11 protein-coding genes are annotated in these 16398 nt (G+C 69.7%); 5 read left to right on the forward strand and 6 right to left on the reverse strand.

All coding sequences use genetic code 11. The annotated features are described in order from the left end of the window. Window positions 1-248: 248 nt before the first annotated feature. From ACZ7D7_RS02165 to ACZ7D7_RS02175, 3 genes are all read left to right on the forward strand, one after another. The gene (locus ACZ7D7_RS02165; protein WP_470821604.1) at window positions 249-4736 is read left to right on the forward strand and encodes a putative T7SS-secreted protein; all 4488 of its coding nucleotides are present in this window, start codon (window positions 249-251) and stop codon (window positions 4734-4736) included. Window positions 4737-5305: 569 nt separating this feature from the next. Then, entirely contained in the window at window positions 5306-5812 is a 507-nt protein-coding gene (locus ACZ7D7_RS02170; RefSeq protein WP_470821605.1) for a SigE family RNA polymerase sigma factor, read from the forward strand. A gap of 78 nt (window positions 5813-5890) precedes the next feature. Next, a complete protein-coding gene (locus tag ACZ7D7_RS02175) occupies window positions 5891-7213 on the forward strand; it encodes a hypothetical protein (RefSeq protein WP_470821607.1) in 1323 nt (440 codons plus the stop codon). 19 nt (window positions 7214-7232) lie between these two features. Here the strand turns inward: ACZ7D7_RS02175 and ACZ7D7_RS02180 are convergent, their stop codons facing one another. Then, window positions 7233-8567, reverse strand: coding sequence for an Nramp family divalent metal transporter (locus tag ACZ7D7_RS02180; RefSeq protein ID WP_470821609.1), 1335 nt, complete (start codon window positions 8565-8567; stop codon window positions 7233-7235). 454 nt (window positions 8568-9021) lie between these two features. Between ACZ7D7_RS02180 and ACZ7D7_RS02185 the strand changes: the two genes are divergently transcribed. Continuing rightward, complete coding sequence (locus ACZ7D7_RS02185; RefSeq protein WP_470821611.1) at window positions 9022-10395, forward strand: M14 family metallopeptidase; 1374 nt, start codon at window positions 9022-9024, stop codon at window positions 10393-10395. Between the two features lie 12 nt (window positions 10396-10407). Here the strand turns inward: ACZ7D7_RS02185 and ACZ7D7_RS02190 are convergent, their stop codons facing one another. From ACZ7D7_RS02190 to ACZ7D7_RS02210, 5 genes are all read right to left on the reverse strand, one after another. After that, on the reverse strand, window positions 10408-11037 hold the full coding sequence (locus ACZ7D7_RS02190) for a hypothetical protein (RefSeq protein WP_470821613.1): 630 nt from the start codon (window positions 11035-11037) through the stop codon (window positions 10408-10410). 104 nt (window positions 11038-11141) lie between these two features. Continuing rightward, window positions 11142-12632, reverse strand: a complete 1491-nt coding sequence (locus ACZ7D7_RS02195; protein WP_470821614.1) for a GntP family permease — start codon at window positions 12630-12632, stop codon at window positions 11142-11144. Window positions 12633-12761: 129 nt separating this feature from the next. Further along, complete coding sequence (locus tag ACZ7D7_RS02200; protein ID WP_470821615.1) at window positions 12762-13172, reverse strand: RidA family protein; 411 nt, start codon at window positions 13170-13172, stop codon at window positions 12762-12764. Continuing rightward, window positions 13169-13930 (reverse strand): IclR family transcriptional regulator, encoded by a 762-nt coding sequence (locus ACZ7D7_RS02205; protein WP_470821616.1) that lies wholly within the window; start codon window positions 13928-13930, stop codon window positions 13169-13171. Before ACZ7D7_RS02205 ends, ACZ7D7_RS02200 begins: the two co-directional genes overlap by 4 nt. Then, window positions 13927-14982: a sugar kinase gene (locus tag ACZ7D7_RS02210; RefSeq protein WP_470821618.1), complete on the reverse strand. Its 1056-nt coding sequence runs from the start codon at window positions 14980-14982 to the stop codon at window positions 13927-13929. Before ACZ7D7_RS02210 ends, ACZ7D7_RS02205 begins: the two co-directional genes overlap by 4 nt. 136 nt (window positions 14983-15118) lie before the next feature. On the opposite strand from ACZ7D7_RS02210, the gene ACZ7D7_RS02215 reads away from it, so the two are divergent. Beyond that, entirely contained in the window at window positions 15119-16384 is a 1266-nt protein-coding gene (locus ACZ7D7_RS02215) for an amino acid deaminase (protein WP_470821619.1), read from the forward strand. Window positions 16385-16398 lie beyond the last annotated feature (14 nt).

The raw sequence follows: 16398 nt of genomic DNA on the forward strand, positions 1-16398 counted from the left end.
CCTTCGCCATGCCCGTGCCGCTGCCGGTACCAGCGGCACGGCGATCACGGTGGGCAGCACACCCGCCCAAATCACCCGGCGCCAGCTGTGCTCCGGCGCGACGACGAGCCCGTCGACATCAGCTGGCGAGGGTGCGGGACGCGTTGCCTCTCGCACGGCGTTCATGTGATCTTTGGTCACATGCTTGCGAACGGGGGCCGCACAGCGGAGCGGAAGGCCATGCCGGCCGAGAGTGGAGCGGTGGCACGGTGACGGAAAAGCGCTTCTTCCGCAGGATCTGGATAGGTCCGGAGGACACGGTCCACGACTGGATACCGGGCAAACCTGCCGAGCTGGACCAGCTGATCAAGAAACTCGGCGCAGCGGCGGCCCAGTTCGGCGAGGGCTCCGAACAGCTCCGCAAGCTGAACACGGATCCCTGGCAGGGAGAGGCGGCCGAGGAGTTCCGCAAGACGGTCAAAAAGCTGCCGAAGGAGCTTGACGACGCACTCGACGCGTTTCTGACAGCGGGCGCCGCGGTCCTGGCTTACCGGGAGGCCTTGGACGGCGCTCAGCGTCTGACCCAGCGGATTCTCACCGAAGAGGCCCCGGCAGCACGCGAGTTGTCCCGCCGTTATGACAAGGCCGTCGACGACTACAACGCAGCGGTCAAGGCCGGTGAGCCGGGCGGGACCAAGCCCCCTGCCGAGGACCCGGGCCGGACGCTGATGGCAGAGCTGGTCGGCATGATCGAGACCGCGAAGGACGAGGTTACCGAGGCTGCGGCGGCTGTCAGACAGAGGCTGAGAAAGGCTGCGGAGAAGGCGCCGAAGAGACCGAGTGACTGGGAGCGGTTCAAGGGTGGGGCGAAGGAGGGCTGGAACTCCCTCGTCGAGTTCGGAATCACGGTCAACCCGGGCCGCCTGCTGACCGAGCCGGGCGCCTACCTCCACGACGGGGCGATGGTCCTCGACGGCGGCATCGCCGCGGTGAGGGACCCGGTCGCATTCTCAAAGAACGTCTACCAGGGCGCCTCCAACACCTGGGACGAATTCGAGAAGGACCCCATGCGCATGCTGGGCCACATGGCACCCAGCTTGGCCGGAGGAGCCTTCTTCAAGGGCGCGAGCACTCTGGCCCGGCACATGGACGGCCGCAACTCTCTGGGCAAACCCACAGGGCTCGGCACAGGCGGCGCCCACCTTGACGAGGCCGGCCCTGGCGCCCACAGTGATCCCGGCCACCACACCGAGAACAACCCCTCCGACCCGGTCGACCTGGCCACCGGCAAGATGTACTTGCCGCAAACCGACGTGACGCTGCCCGGCACTCTCCCTCTGGTATTCAAGCGCCGCGCGGAGTCCGGCTATCGCGCAGGGCGCTGGTTCGGGCCCTCCTGGTCGAGCACTGTGGACCAGCGGCTCGAAATCGAGGACGACCGCATCGTCTTCGTCCACGAGGACGGTCTGATCCTTGCCTACCCTCACCCGGCCGTCGGCGGCATGAGTCTGTCGGCAGAGGGTCCGCGTTGGGCGCTGCGGCGCGAGTCCGAGGGCTACACGATCACCGACCAGGCCGCGGGCCGCACCTGGCACTTCACACAACGGACCGACGGTCATGCCCTGTTGGAGCAGATCGACGACCGCAACGGTAACTGGATCAGCTACGAATACGACACTGGCGGCGCACCCGTCGCCGTGTCCCACAGCGGCGGCTACCGCATCCGGATCACCACCGAGGACAACCGTGTCACTGCCCTGCACCTGGTCGGCGCTGCGGACGACGGCAGCGACTGCCGACTTGTCGAGTACGGCTACTCGGACGCAGGCGACCTCACAGCGGTCGTGAACTCGTCCGGTCTGCCTCTCCGCTTCACGTACGACGAAGCGGGTCGCATCACTTCGTGGACCGATACCAACGACCGCAGCTACATCTACGAGTACGACGACCGCGATCGTTGCATCGCGGAGGGCGGCGAGGCAGGCCATATGAGCCTGCGCCTCTCCTACGGTGAACGGGACCAGGACACGGCGCTGCGTACGACAACGGCCGTCACGGGCACGGGAAACGTCTACCGCTACCTCGTGAACGACCGCTATCAGGTCGTCTCCGAGACCGACCCGGTGGGCGCCGAGACGCGCTTCGAGCGCGACCGTCACAACCGGCTCCTGTCGCGCACCGATGCACTTGGCCACACGACTTCGTCCCGCTACGACGACGCGGGCAATCTGATTTCGGTCATCCGCCCGGACGGTCTCGAGTCGACGGCGGAGTACGACGGACTGGGCCTGCCGGTTCGGGTGGCGAGGCCGGACGGTACGGAGATACGCCAGACGTACGACGAACGTGGCAACAGGGTCGCGGTCACATCCGCAGCGGGCCTGACAACCCACTTCACGTACAACGAGTCGGGCCACCTCGCGTCCCTGACGGACTCTCTCGGACACACGACCACAGTCCGCTGTGACCGCGCGGGCCTCCCGGTCGCCATCACCGACCCTCTGGGCGCGACAACCCGCTACGAGCGGGATGCCTTCGGCCGTCCCGTCAGAATCACGGACTCAACTGGGGCCGTGACGCGCCTGGACTGGACGGTCGAGGGCCGCCTGGTCCGGAGCACGACGGCGGACGGCGCCACGCAGGCATGGACGTACGACGGGGAGGGCAATTGCACGAGCCACACCGATGCCCTGGGCAATGTCTCACGCTTCGAGTACACGCACTTCGACGTGCTGACGGCTCGCACAGGTCCGGACGGCGTCCGCCACGAGTTCGAGCACGACATGGAGCTTCGGCTGACAAAGGTCGTGAATCCGCAGGGCCTGACCTGGTCCTACGAGTACGACCCCGCCGGCCGCCTGATCGCCGAGACCGACTTCGACGACCGCACTCTCACGTACACGCACGACGCGGCGGGCCGTCTGTCCACGCGCACGAACGCCCTGGGCGTGGTGGTGTCGTTCGAGCGGGATGCGCTGGGACGAGTGACGAGGAAGGTCGCGGACGGCCGGGTCACGAGGTACGCGTACGACGCGACGGACCAGATGTCGGAGGCGACGGGCCCTGACGGTACGACGCTGTCGGTGCGACGGGACAGCCACGGCAGGGTGGTCTCGGAGGCGGTCGACGGCCGACAGGTGAACTACACCTACGACGAACTGGGTCGACGGGCGAGCCGCACGACGCCGACGGGCGCGGCAACGAGGTGGTCCTATGATGCGGCCGGCCACATCACGGGGGTGATCGCCGCCGATCATCTCATCGACTTCACCTACGACCCTGCAGGCCGCGAACTCTCCCGCCGGATCGGCGACACGATCACGCTGGATCACACCTTCGACGCTCTTGGTCGTCAGACGACCCAGTCGGTGTTGGCCGGAGAGAACCGCAGGTCGGTTCAACACCGCACATACGCCTACCGTGCCGACGGCAACCTGATCGGCGTGGACGACCAGTTCTCGGGTCTTCGCCGTTTCGACCTGGACGTGGTCGGCCGAGTGACGGCGGTTCACGCCAGAAGCTGGACGGAGACCTACTCCTACGACGAAGCGGGCAACCAGACCCAGGCGTTCTGGCCGACCGGTCATCCGGGCAGCGAGGCCCTTGGCTCCCGCGAGTACACCGGCACCCGCATCACCCGCGCCGGCAACGTCCGCTACGAACACGACGCCCTCGGCCGTATCACTCTGCGGCAGAAGACCCGCCTGTCCCGTAAGCCGGATACCTGGCGATACGAATGGGACGCCGAGGACCGACTCGCCTCGGTAGTGACCCCGGACGGCACACGCTGGCGCTACACGTACGACCCACTGGGCCGCCGCACGGCCAAAATTCGCCTGGCGGCGGACGGCGAGACGGCCGAGCAGGTCACGTTCACGTGGGACGGCACCACCCTGTGCGAACAGACGACGACGTCCGCTGACCTTCCGAACCCGGTCACGCTGACCTGGGAGCACCGCGGCTTGCACCCGATATCCCAGTTGGAACGCATTACGGCGGCGGATACCCCTCAAGAGGTGATCGACTCACGCTTCTTCGCCATGGTGACCGACCTGGTGGGCACACCGACCGAACTGGTCGACGAACAAGGCAACGTCACATGGCGAGCGCGAAGCACCCTGTGGGGCACAACAGCCTGGGAAGCGAGCAGTACCGCGTACACGCCGCTGCGCTTTCCTGGCCAGTACTACGACCCTGAGACCCGGCTTCACTACAACTATTTCCGTCAGTACGACCCAGAAACGGGACGCTACCTTACGCCCGACCCCCTTGGACTAGCACCTTCCCCCAACCCTGCCATCTACGTACGGAATCCACAGACCGGATCCGATTCACTCGGCCTTGCACCCGACTGCCCCGACGCTCAAAACACTCGAGGGATTTTCGATTTCAGAGAACCTAATCCGCATCACCCTCCCAATGAGGCAGCAGTCGCCGCCATGAGAGCCGCGCCGATCGGCGGGAACATTGACTGTTCAGAGATCGCCGAGAGAATCCTCAGAGAGACAGGAGGTGGGGGACAGATCATCAACTTCACCATGCGCGGTGATCCGGTTATAAATATCCCTGAGGATTCAGGTCGACTAGTAACTGAATACCGTTACCATGACGTGTACACGGACGGGAGGTATGTGTACGATCCGGCCATGAGCTCTGACCCAATCCCCTACGGTGATTACGAGAGAGCCATTCGACTACTAAATCCCGGAAAGAAGCTGCTCATCCAAGACGGAGGGTATTCTGGACCCCTCTGGTGATACGCGACGGGAGCTTCACATGTCGAGTCGAAGCATTGACGCCAGGCAGACTCTGAGCAGGTTTGGAGAGATCGCATGGTTCAAATTGCCCGCAGAGTCAAATCCCGTGTACGGCCACCCGCAGGTACCTTACTTGGGGTGGCGTTACAAGTCTCCAAGAGACGAAATCGCGCAACAAATAGCGAACACCGTCGAATCGACACCTACTCAAGTCGAGTGGACGCTCGACACGACGAGAAGGAACTGGCTGCTACTCCCCAGTCGAATCCTCGTTCAAGCGCAAGGGCTCGAGAGCCCAGCCTTTACCGATGCAGTACACGACATCAATATGAACGATCGCGAGTTCTGCTTCAAAGCATGGTCGGACTTTGAACTCCTCATGCGACACCTCCAGCACCTCTCGGCGGACGATCGCTGAACAGGCGCTTGAGCGGGCAGGGCCCCACCGCGACAACGGCGAGGGCCCTGCCCGTCGTTGCGTCCATCTGAAACATTCCCCGGGGTCCACCGCATCAATGAGGTGGGGGTGCGCGTCGTGTGCCCCGGCAGGGCGGGTGGCAGGGGGACGCATGGGGGAGATCGGGGCGGACGAGTATGCCGAGTTCGCGGCGGCGCGGGCGGGGCATCTGTACCGGTCCGCCTGTCTGCTCACCGCCGGGGACACGCATCTGGCCGAGGATCTCGTCCAGGAGACCCTCGGCAGGCTGTACGTCCGCTGGGGCCGGGTGTCGCGGGTCGGGAATCCGGCCGGGTACGCGCAGACCGTGCTCACCCGCACGTTCCTCGCCCACCAGCGGCGGCGCAGCAGCTCCGAGCGGGCCACGGGGGAGCTTCCCGAGTGGCCCGGCGCCGCGCGTGACCTGCCGTTGCGGCTCACCCTGCTGGAGGCGCTCGCGCGGCTGCCGGCCAAGGACCGGGCCGTGATCGTCCTGCGGTACTGGGAGGACCGGTCCATCCAGGAGACCGCCGACACCCTCAACGCCAGCTCGGCCGCCGTGCGCACCCGGTGCGTCCGCGCGCTCGCCCGGCTGCGCGAGCTGCTCGGCGAGGACCTCAACGAGTACGCCAGACCGTAGGGGGTCCCCCCAGCGCCGACCGCTCACCCCACTTCGCCGACTCGTCTTCCACACCTATCCCGGAACGGTGGATCAGCCATGCCCGTCGACCAGCACAGCGACCCCTTCGAGGAAGAACTCGCCGCCGCCCTGCGCGACACCGGCGACGCCTTCGAGACCGACCGCGCCGCCCTCGCCACCGGCGGCCGGGCCCGCGGGCGGCGCATCCAGCTGCGCCGCCGCGCGGCCGTCGTGTCCGGCGCCGCCGGTATTGCCCTGGTGGCCGTCGGCGGCGCGCTGCTCCTGCCGGCCGGCAGCGCGGACGGCGGCGTCGCGAGCGTCGGCGGTGAGGGACGGCGTCCGGTGGCCTCCGGGGCCGCGAACACGCCCACCGCGACCGGCGGTTCCTCCCCCACGGGCGACCCCTCGCCCACCGGCGGTTCCTCCCCCGCCGCCGGCTCCGTCTCCGGCGACGACGTGCTCAGTACGCTCAAGAGCCTCCTGCCCGGCGGCGAGTTCAGCGGCGAGGAGTCGCGCGGCGCCGACGGCGAAATGGCCTCGCCGTACGCGAAGGTGGTCTACGACGACGGCGACGGCGCCGCGGCCGTGTCCGTGAGCCTCGGCCGCACCACGCCCGGCAGCGAGGAGGCCCGCTCCCTCACGCAGTGCCCGGACAAGGTCTTCACCCCGTACGACGCCTGCACGACCGACACCCTGCCCGGCGGTGCGCGGGTCGTGGTGTTCCAGGGGTACGAGTATCCGGACCGCCGTGTGGACACCAAGTGGTGGCACGCGGTCCTCGTCACGCCGAAGGGGCAGCAGGTCAGTCTGAACGAGTGGAACGCCGCCGCCGAGAAGGACGCGCCGATCAGCCGGCCGGAACCGCCGCTGTCCGCCGTGGAGTTGAAGAAGGCCGTCATGGACCCGCGGTGGACCGCCCTCGTCGACGCGATCCCCGAGAGCGACAGGAAGCCCCCGGCCTCCGCCGAACCGCCGTCGTCCGTCCCCGGCGAGCGCATCGCCGGTCTGCTCGCCGCCAGGATGCCCAAGGGCGTCGACGTCGTGGACCGCGGCGGTCAGGGCGATTTCGGTTACGTCGTCGTCGACGACGGCGAGGGCCGCAGCCTCGTCCAGATCAACGTCCAGCGGGACATGCGCGACGTCGCCGACGAGCTCTACGGCGACGCCGAGACGCTCCCCGACGGCACGAAGGTCGCCACCCGTCAGGGGCCGGGCGAGAAGGGCGGCGAGGGCGTCGTCATGTGGACCGTCGACACCATGCGGGAGGACGGGCGCCGGGTCGTGATCAGCGCCTTCAACACAGGGGCCCAGCACGAGGACGCCACCAGGGACGCCCCCGCGCTGAGCATGGAGCAACTGCGGGAGATCGCGCTCGACCGGACGTGGGAGACCCTGGCCTGAGGGCCTCGGCGGGAAGGATCTAGAAGAAGTCCGCCCACGGCTGGTCCCAGATCTGCTTGACGCACAGCACCAGGAACAGCAGCCCCGCGACCGTCAGCATCGCGTTGCTCAGCGCCCCGTTGCGCCACTCCCTCGGCGTGCGGGAGGAGTTGAGCAGCCACACCAGGGTCAGCGCCAGGAACGGCATGAACGCCGCGCCCAGCACGCCGTAGATGATGACCAGGCGGAAGGGCTGGCCCTGGAACAGCAGGACCATCGGCGGGAAGGTCAGCCACAGCAGGTACGCGCGGAAGGGCCAGGAGCGCTCGCGGTCGCCGGCCGCGATCTCCTCGCCCCGCGCCTCCGGACGGCCGGCGCGGGCGGCCCGTTCGCGGGCCACGAAGTCGGAGAACATCAGGCTCACGCCGTGCCAGACGCCGATCAGCGAGGTGAAGGAGGTGGCGAAGAAGCCGATCAGGAAGAACTTGGCCGTGGCGGCGCCGTACTCCTGCTCCAGGATGTCGCCGAGCTGCACGAGGCCCTTGTCGCCGCTCGCGAGGGACACGTTGGCGGCGTGCAGCAGTTCCGCGCCGACGAACAGCATGGCGACGACGAACACGCCGGTCGTCACGTAGGCGACGCGGTTGTCGAGCCGCATGACCTTCATCCAGCCGGTGTTGGTCCACCCCTTGGCGTTGACCCAGTAGCCGTACGCGGCGAGCGTGATGGTGCCGCCGACGCCGCCGATCAGGCCGAGGGTGTTGAGGACCGAGTCCTTCTCGTCGGGGAGCACCGGGAGCAGGCCGGCGAGGGCGTCGGGGAGGTTCGGGGTGACGCGGATCGCGAGGTAGACCGTCACGACGAACATGACGCCGACGAGGACGGTCATGACCTTCTCGAAGACGGCGTACTTGTTGAACCAGACGAAGACCAGGCCCACCAGGCCGCAGGCGACGCCCCACCACTGGAGGTCCATCACCTCCGGGAACAGCGCCTGGAGGGGCAGCGCGCTCGACGACATCGCCGCGGCGCCGTAGACGAAGCCCCAGACGACGACGTAGACGACGAAGAAGTACGTGGTCCAGCGGCCGAGGCTCGCCCAGCCGTCGAACAGGGTGCGGCCGGTGGACAGGTGCCAGCGGCCCGCCGCCTCCGCGAGGGAGATCTTGACGATGCAGCCGAGGACCGCCGCCCACAGGAGCGTGTAGCCGAAATTGCTGCCCGCGATGAGGGTGGCGACGAGGTCGCCGGCGCCCACGCCGGTCGCGGCGACGACGATGCCGGGCCCGATGTACCGCCAACTGGACTTGCGGCGGCCGGAGTCCGGCTCGCCGCCGGCCGCGGCCTTGCTGGTGTTTCCCGTGGTGTCCGCCATGCAGGTCAAGAAAGCCCATGGGCGCCGGGCGGACAAGAGGGCGTGCCGGGATCTTCACGCGATGCGCGTACCGGACCGGCGCCGGGGGCGGCTCGTACGGCTGTCGCCGACCGCAGCCGTACGAGCCGCACTGAGGGAACCTCACCACCCCCCGTGTCGTACATATATGCGCGCACTTGCCACACGGACGTGTGGTTTTTCGCCGTCAAATTCCCTTATGGGGACGCCTTGCGTACACTGTGCGGCCGATTTGCGGTCGGTTCATGTCATTCGCGCCCCGTTCTCTATTGACCTGCGCATGCCACACCCTGAACGATGAGCGGCGGCCCGCACACCGGGCGCTCCACCCGCACGTCGCTGAACCACCCCCCAAGGGGCGGCACTTGTCAGACGCCCCCAGCTCCACTCCCCACTTCCGGAGACCCCGGAATCCCTGGAGAACCAAGGAGACTTCATGCGACTCCGCATCCGAGGCTCAGGCGTCCGAGGCTCGCGCCTGCGCGGCGGCAGACGAACCGCCGCCCTCGCCGGCCTCCTCGCCCTCGCCCTCGCGGCACCCCTGTCGGCGACGTCGTCCGACGCCACCGCCGACAGCGCCCGCGCGACGGCCACGACGGCCGACGAGGTCCGCCAGTACGAGATCCACGTCCACCACAGCACCCCGGCCATGCGGACCGCCATCGCGGCGTCGGGCGTGACCGTGGACGAGGCCGACGAGGAGACCGTCGTCGTCTCCGGACGCGCGGCCCAGATCCGCCAACTCCGCAAGCAGGGCTACGAGGTCCAGCCCCTCGGCGCCGCCCCCGACCGCTCCACGGCGGCGGACGACATCCGGCTCTACGACTTCCCGTCCGCCGACTCGCGCTACCACAACTACGCCGAGATGAACGCGGAGATCAACCAGCGTCTCGCCGCGTACCCGAACATCATGAGCAAGCGCGTCATCGGCAAGTCGTACCAGGGCCGGGACATCGTCGCCATCAAGATCAGCGACAACGTGGCGAGCGACGAGGCCGAGCCGGAGGTGCTGTTCACGCACCACCAGCACGCCCGCGAGCACCTCACCGTGGAGATGGCGCTGTACCTGCTCCGCGAGCTGGGCGCCGGCTACGGCAGCGACTCGCGCGTCACGAACATGGTGAACAACCGGGAGATCTGGATCCTCCCGGACCTCAACCCGGACGGCGGCGAGTACGACATCGCGTCCGGCTCCTACCGCTCGTGGCGCAAGAACCGCCAGCCCAACTCCGGTTCCTCGTACGTCGGTACGGACCTCAACCGGAACTGGAACTACCGCTGGGGCTGCTGCGGCGGCTCCTCGGGCTCGCCGTCCTCGGACACCTACCGCGGCGCGGCGCCCGAGTCGGCGCCCGAGGTGAAGGTGGTCGCCGACTTCGTGCGCAGCCGGATCGTCGGCGGCAAGCAGCAGATCACGGCCGGCATCGACTTCCACACGTACAGCGAGCTGGTGCTGTGGCCGTTCGGCTACACGTACTCGGACACGACGACCGGCATGACGGCCGACGACCGGAACGCCTTCGCCGCCGTCGGGCAGAAGATGGGCGCCAGCAACGGCTACACGGCCGAGCAGTCCAGCGACCTGTACATCACCGACGGGTCGATCGACGACTGGCTGTGGGGCAGCCAGAAGATCTTCGGATACACCTTCGAGATGTATCCGCGATCGAGCACCGGGGGTGGGTTCTACCCGCCCGACGAGGTGATCGAGCGGGAGACGTCCCGCAACCGTGACGCGGTGCTCCAACTGCTGGAGAACGCCGACTGCATGTACCGGTCCATCGGCAAGGCCGCCCAGTACTGCGGCTGACGCCCCGGAGCCTCAGTCGTCGTCGGCGTTCCCGGCGGTTTCCTCGGCGGTGTTCTCGGGGGAGTTCCCGTCGCGGTCCTCGCCGGCGTCCTCCTCGAAGTACGCGTCGAGCACCTTGTCGAGGGCCTCGTCCCAGTCCTTGTGCTGGGACTTGGTCCCGGCCAGGATCTCGATCGGGTACCAGCGGCGGTCCGGGGTGTGGACCGTGACGGTGAACCGCTTGCCGAAGCGCGGCGACTCCGTCTCCACGGCGGCGATCTCGTCCCAGCGGAACTCGCACTCCTCGTCGTCCAGACGCAGGCGTACGCCCCGGTGGTCGGCGACGATCCTGGCGCGGAAGTCGGACGCGTCGAAGACGGGTCCGTCGGGGTCGGCCTCCTCCTCGGAGGGGGCCGGCTCCGCCGCTTCCGGGGCCTGCTCCTCCCCTTCGGAAGCCGGTCCCCCCGCTGAGGGGGCCGACTCCGCCGCTTCGGGGGCGGCGGGCTCCTGCTCCTCGCTCTCCTCCGGCTCGGCCGCGGTGTCCGCGGCCTTCCCCGGCCTGGCGTCCTCGCCGGACACGGGTGAGGTGAGCCCGGGGATGAATGCCGGGTCGAATCCGGCGCCCTCCAGGGGCTGGCTGCTCGAACCTATGCGCTGCTCCACAGCGGAGCAGTATGGTCGACAAACCTGTGTCGGTCACAGCCGGACCCGACTTCGTTATCAGACGCCTACACGAACACCGCGCGTCCGCCCCCGCGTCCACGCCTCTACACGAACACGCTGAGCACCGCGGCCACCGCGAATCCGGCCACCGACAGCACGCTCTCCAGCACGGTCCACGTCTTGAGGGTGTCCCGCTCGCTGATGCCGAAGTACTTGGCGACCATCCAGAAGCCGCCGTCGTTGACGTGCGAGGCGAAGATGGAGCCCGCGGAGATCGCCATGATGACGAGGGCCACGAACGCCTGCGAGTGGTCGCCCTCGGCGAGCAGCGGCGCCACGATGCCGGCCGTCGTCACGATCGCGACGGTGGCCGAGCCCTGCGCCACGCGCAGCACCACGGAGATCAGGTACGACAGCACGATCACCGGCAGGCCCACGCCGTTGAAGGTGTCGGACAGGGCCTGGGCGACGCCGCTCGCCTTGAGCACCGCGCCGAACACGCCGCCCGCGCCGACCACCAGCAGGATGTTGCCGACCGGCTTGAGGGAGGCCGTGGACACGGTCTCCAGGGACTTGCGGGACCAGCCGCGCCGGATGCCGAGCAGGTAGTAGGCGAGGACGAGCGCGAGGGTGAGGGCGACGAACGGGTTGCCGAAGAACTCGACGACCGAGCGGAGCGTGGACGGGTCGAGGGCGATCGAGGAGAACGTGGCGGCGAGGATGAGGATCAGCGGCGTGCCGATGATGGCGAGGACCGTGCCGAGGGCGACGGGCTCCTCGCGCGGCTCGACGCCGGCGGAACGCTGCTCGTCCACGACGGCCTGCCTGGCCTCGGCCGCGGCCTCCACCATGTCCTGCGGCACGGCGACGAAGATGCGGCGGCCGATCCACGCGGAGAACACCCAGGCGGCGAGCACGGCCGGGATGCCGCAGACGATGCCCATGAGGATGACCCAGCCGAGGTCCACGTGCAGCAGTCCGGCGGCGGCGACCGGGCCGGGGTGCGGCGGCAGGAACGCGTGGGTCATGGACAGGCCGGCCAGCAGCGGCAGGCAGTAGAGCAGCACCGACTTGCCGGACCGCTTGGCGGCGGCGTAGACGATCGGGGCGAGGACGAAGATGCCGACGTCGAAGAAGACCGGCACGCCGAAGATGAGGCCGGTCAGGCCCATCGCCAGCGGTGCCCGCTTCTCGCCGAACAGGCCGAGCAGCCGGGACGCCAGCACCTCGGCGCCGCCGCTGACTTCGAGGATCGCGCCGAGCATGGTGCCCAGGCCGATGATGATGGCGACGTGTCCGAGGATGCCGCCCATGCCGGACTCGATGGTGGAGACGGCGTCGGACCGCTGGACGGTGCCGAAGAGTTCGGTGACCGACAACCCGGCGAGCAGGCCGACGGCTATGGACACGGCGAGCAGCGCGACGAACGGCTGGAGCCGGGCCTTGATGATGAGGAACAGCAGCAGCGCGATGCCGATCGCGGCGACGGTCAGCAGGCCGGCGGTGCCGTCGATCAGCAGGAGCAGGCCGCCGGTGTGGGGCGGGGTCTCGGCCGGCGCGGGGGCGGCGGCGAGCGGGAGGTGCGGGAAGGACATGCGGGGGTCCTCTGCGTAAGTGCACGGGAGGCATGGGGCTTTCGGGCAGGGGGGATCGCGGCACGGCGCCCGGGGGTGTGGGTGCCGCGCCGTGACCGTGTACGGGGGTGGGGAGTCGGGGGTGAGGCGTCAGCCGAGGACGGCGAGCGCGTCGATCTCGATGAGGAGTCCCGCGGGCAGGCCGACGTAGACCGTGGTGCGCGCGGCGGGCGGCTGGGTGAGGCCCTGCTCCTCGAAGTAGGTGTTGTACAGGTCGTTCATCTCGGCGAAGTGGGCGGTGTCCGTGAGGTAGACGCGGATCATCATCACGTCGTCCCAGGTCGCGCCGCCCTCTTCGAGGATCGCCTTGACGTTGGCGAGGGTCTGGAGGGTCTGCTCGCGCAGGGTGGGGCCGGCCGGCGTGGGCGGCTTGCCCTCTTCGGCCGGGAGGAAGCCGACTTGCCCGGCGACCTGGAGGATGTTGCCCTTCCTCACGCCGTGGGAGAACTTCGCGGGCGGGGTGGTGTGGGTCTTCGGGGTGAGTGCGGTCTTCTCGGTCATGCGGTGCCCTTTGCTGGTGTCCTGCCGGAGTACTCGCCGCTGATGGCGTCCGCCGTGCGGCGTACCAGCGGGAGCAGGGTGAGGAGTTCGTCGGCGGTGACGACGACGTTCGGCGCGGAGACCGACATCGCGGCGACCACCCGGCCGTCGGCGCCGCGGATCGGCGCGGCGACGCAGTTGATGGACTCCTCGTGGCCGCCGAGGTCGGTGGCCCAGCCCTGTTCGCGCACCGTGGCCAGCTCCTTGAGGAAGGCGTCGGCGTTCGGCGTCGAACGGGCCGTGTACAGGGGGTAGTCGAGCTTGTCCGCGACGGCGCGGCGCTCGGGCTCGGGCAGGTCGGCGAGCAGCAGCTTGGCGACGGCCGCGACGGTGATGGCGACGGGCTTGCCGATGCGGGAGTACATCCGCACCGGGTAGCGGCTCTCGACCTTGTCGATGTAGAGGACCTCGTTCTCCTCGTACACGGCGAGGTGCACGGTGTGGCCGCAGGTCTCGTTGAGGCGGACGAGGTGGGGGTGGGCGATCTCGCGGACGTCGAGGTTCTCCATCGCCTCCTGGGCGAGCGCGATGAGGCGGGCGCCGAGGCGGTAGCGCTGGTCGGACTGGCGGTAGACAAAGCCGTGCTCGTGCAGGGTGCGCAGCAGCCGCAGGGCGGTGGACTTGTGCACGCCGAGGCGGTCGGCGACCTGCCCGAGGTCGGCGGGGCCCTCGGCGAGCAGCGGCAGGATGCTCAGCGCTCGGTCTACGGTCTGGCTCATGGCGTGCGTGCCTCCTCGTCGGCCCGGTCGTCGTCGGCGGCTGTCCAGCCGGGGCCGAGTCGCAGTCTCCCCCACGCGGCGTCGTCGAGGGCGGCGAGGCGGTCGGCGTGGGCGCGGGCGGGGGGTGGGGCGAGGTCGCCGGGGGCGGTGAGGGCGGCGGCGGCCGTGAGGTGGCCGTGCCGCAGGCGCTGCCGCATGGGCAGGCCGCGCAGGGTCGCGGAGAGGAATCCGGCGGCGAAGGCGTCGCCGGCGCCGGTGGCCGACGTGACGGTGACGCGGGGCGCCGGTTCGGACACGGCGGGCCGGCCGGCGCCCAGGGCCGTGGCCCCGGCCGCTCCCTGCTTCACGACGACCAGGTCCGGCTCGGGCAGGGCGTCGCGGACCGCTTCCGCGCCGCCGGTGACGCCCCAGGCCTCGGCGGCCTCGTCCTCCCCGACGAACACGAGGTCGGCGCGGCGGGCGAGGTCGAGCAGGACCCGGGCGCCGGAGGGGTCGCCGCGCCACAGGCCCGGCCGGTGGTTCACGTCGAAGGAGACGAGGGGCCGGTCCGGGGCGGGGGCGGTCAGGTCGCGCAGCAGGTCCAGGCAGTCGGCGGAGAGGGCGGCCGTGATGCCGGTCAGGTGCAGCACGCGGCCGGCGCGGCAGGCGGCGCGGTCGACGGTGCCGACGCCCATCGCGGAGGCGGCCGAGCCCGCCCGGTAGTACGCCACCTCGTGGGCGTCCGTCGCGCGGTCCCCGGCGGTGCGGAAGTAGACGCCGGTCGGGCGGGCGGGGTCGCGGCGTACGGCGCTCGTGTCGACGCCGTAGCCGGCGATGGTCTCCACGAGGTGGTCGCCGAAGCCGTCGGCGCCGACCCGGCCGACCCACCGCGTGGTGTGCCCGGCGGCGGCCAGCACGCAGGCCACGTTGGACTCGGCGCCGCCGATGGCGCGGTCGAAGGAGGGGACGTCGGCGAGGCGGCCGGGCCGGGAGGGCAGGAACGTGACCATGGACTCGCCGAGCGCGACGACGTCCACGACGTCGGGGGCCTTGCGGGGTCCGGTGACGGTCACGATGGTCGTAGCTCCTCGGCGCGGGGGGTCGGGTCGGATCCGTTGACCCCGTGTTGGCCGAGATGTTAGACAGCGGTAAGCGATATACGCAATGGGTGTTGCAGAGAATGCAACTCACCTGATCAGGGAGGCCGTAATGAGCAGCGAAGCTCTCGACCGTCTGGCCGAGGAGCGCGTCGACCACCGGTTCAAGGGCCTCCCGCCGGACGCCGACGGCCTCACGGTCCGCGAGCTGGCCGCCCAGCGCCGCGACCTGTTCACCGGCGGCTTCACGACGCCGGTCCTCGCCCTGTCCGCCGAGCGCCTCGCGCACAACCTGCGCCTGATGGAGACGTACGCGGCCCGGCACGGCCTCGCCTTCGCCCCGCACGGCAAGACCTCGATGGCACCGCAGCTGTTCCGGCGGCAGATCGAGCACGGGGCGTGGGGCATCACGCTCGCGGTGCCCCACCAGGTGCGGGTGGCGAGGGCGTTCGGGATCGAGCGGGTCTTCCTCGCCAACGAGCTGGTGGACCCGGCGGCGCTGTCGTGGATCGCGGACCAGCTCGCCGCCGACACGGCGTTCCGGTTCGTCTGTTACGTCGACTCCGCGCGCGGCGTGGAGCTGATGGACGCGGCCCTGCGCGGCGCGCCCCGGCCGGTGGACGTCGTCGTGGAACTGGCCGGCGGCGAGGGCGCCCGGACCGGCGTGCGCACGGAGGCGGAGTGCGCGGCGGTCGCGGACGCGGTGGCGGCCGTACCGACGCTGCGGCTGGCCGGGGTCGCGGGCTACGAGGGCGAGGTCCCGCGGGCGGACCCGGAGCGGGTGCGGGCGTGGCTGCGCCGGCTCGTGGCACTGGCCGTCGACTTCGACAAGGCGGGGCGTTTCGCGGGCCTGGACGGGATCGTGGTGAGCGCGGGCGGCAGCGCCTGGTTCGACGCGGTGGCCGAGGTGTTCGCGGAGATCCCCGAACTGTCGCTGCCGGTGCTGAAGTTGCTGCGCTCGGGCGCGTACGTGTCGCACGACGACGGGCACTACCGCAGGCTGACCCCGTTCAACCGGGTCCCGGAGGAGGGCGCCCTGGAGCCCGCGTTCCGGCTGTGGGCCCAGGTGGTGTCGCGGCCGTCGGCGGAGCAGGCGTTCGTCAACGCGGGCAAGCGGGACGCCGCGTACGACCTCGACCTGCCTCTCGCCCAGGTGGTCCGGCGCGACGGCGTGGAACGCCCGGCGACCGGCGTCACGGTGACGGCCGTGTCCGACCAGCACGCCTGGGTGCGCACGGAGCCGGGCGCCGACCTGGAGGTGGGCGACTGGCTCGGCATGGGCCTGTCCCACCCGTGCACGTCCTTCGACAAGTGGCCGCTGATCCCCGTGGCCGAGGCGGACGGCACGGTCGTCGACTACATCCGCACGTTCTTCTGAGGAGGCGGGCTGTC

It is taken from the genome of Streptomyces sp. NPDC037054 (assembly GCF_055606745.1).

Coding starts and splice junctions, on each gene's coding strand:
- ACZ7D7_RS02170 (WP_470821605.1), top strand. CDS start 5,306: ATGGGGGAGATCGGGGCGGACGAGTATGCCGAGTTCGCGGCGGCGCGG.
- ACZ7D7_RS02175 (WP_470821607.1), top strand. CDS start 5,891: ATGCCCGTCGACCAGCACAGCGACCCCTTCGAGGAAGAACTCGCCGCC.
- ACZ7D7_RS02180 (WP_470821609.1), bottom strand. CDS start 8,567: ATGGCGGACACCACGGGAAACACCAGCAAGGCCGCGGCCGGCGGCGAG.
- ACZ7D7_RS02185 (WP_470821611.1), top strand. CDS start 9,022: ATGCGACTCCGCATCCGAGGCTCAGGCGTCCGAGGCTCGCGCCTGCGC.
- ACZ7D7_RS02195 (WP_470821614.1), bottom strand. CDS start 12,632: ATGTCCTTCCCGCACCTCCCGCTCGCCGCCGCCCCCGCGCCGGCCGAG.
- ACZ7D7_RS02200 (WP_470821615.1), bottom strand. CDS start 13,172: ATGACCGAGAAGACCGCACTCACCCCGAAGACCCACACCACCCCGCCC.
- ACZ7D7_RS02205 (WP_470821616.1), bottom strand. CDS start 13,930: ATGAGCCAGACCGTAGACCGAGCGCTGAGCATCCTGCCGCTGCTCGCC.
- ACZ7D7_RS02215 (WP_470821619.1), top strand. CDS start 15,119: ATGAGCAGCGAAGCTCTCGACCGTCTGGCCGAGGAGCGCGTCGACCAC.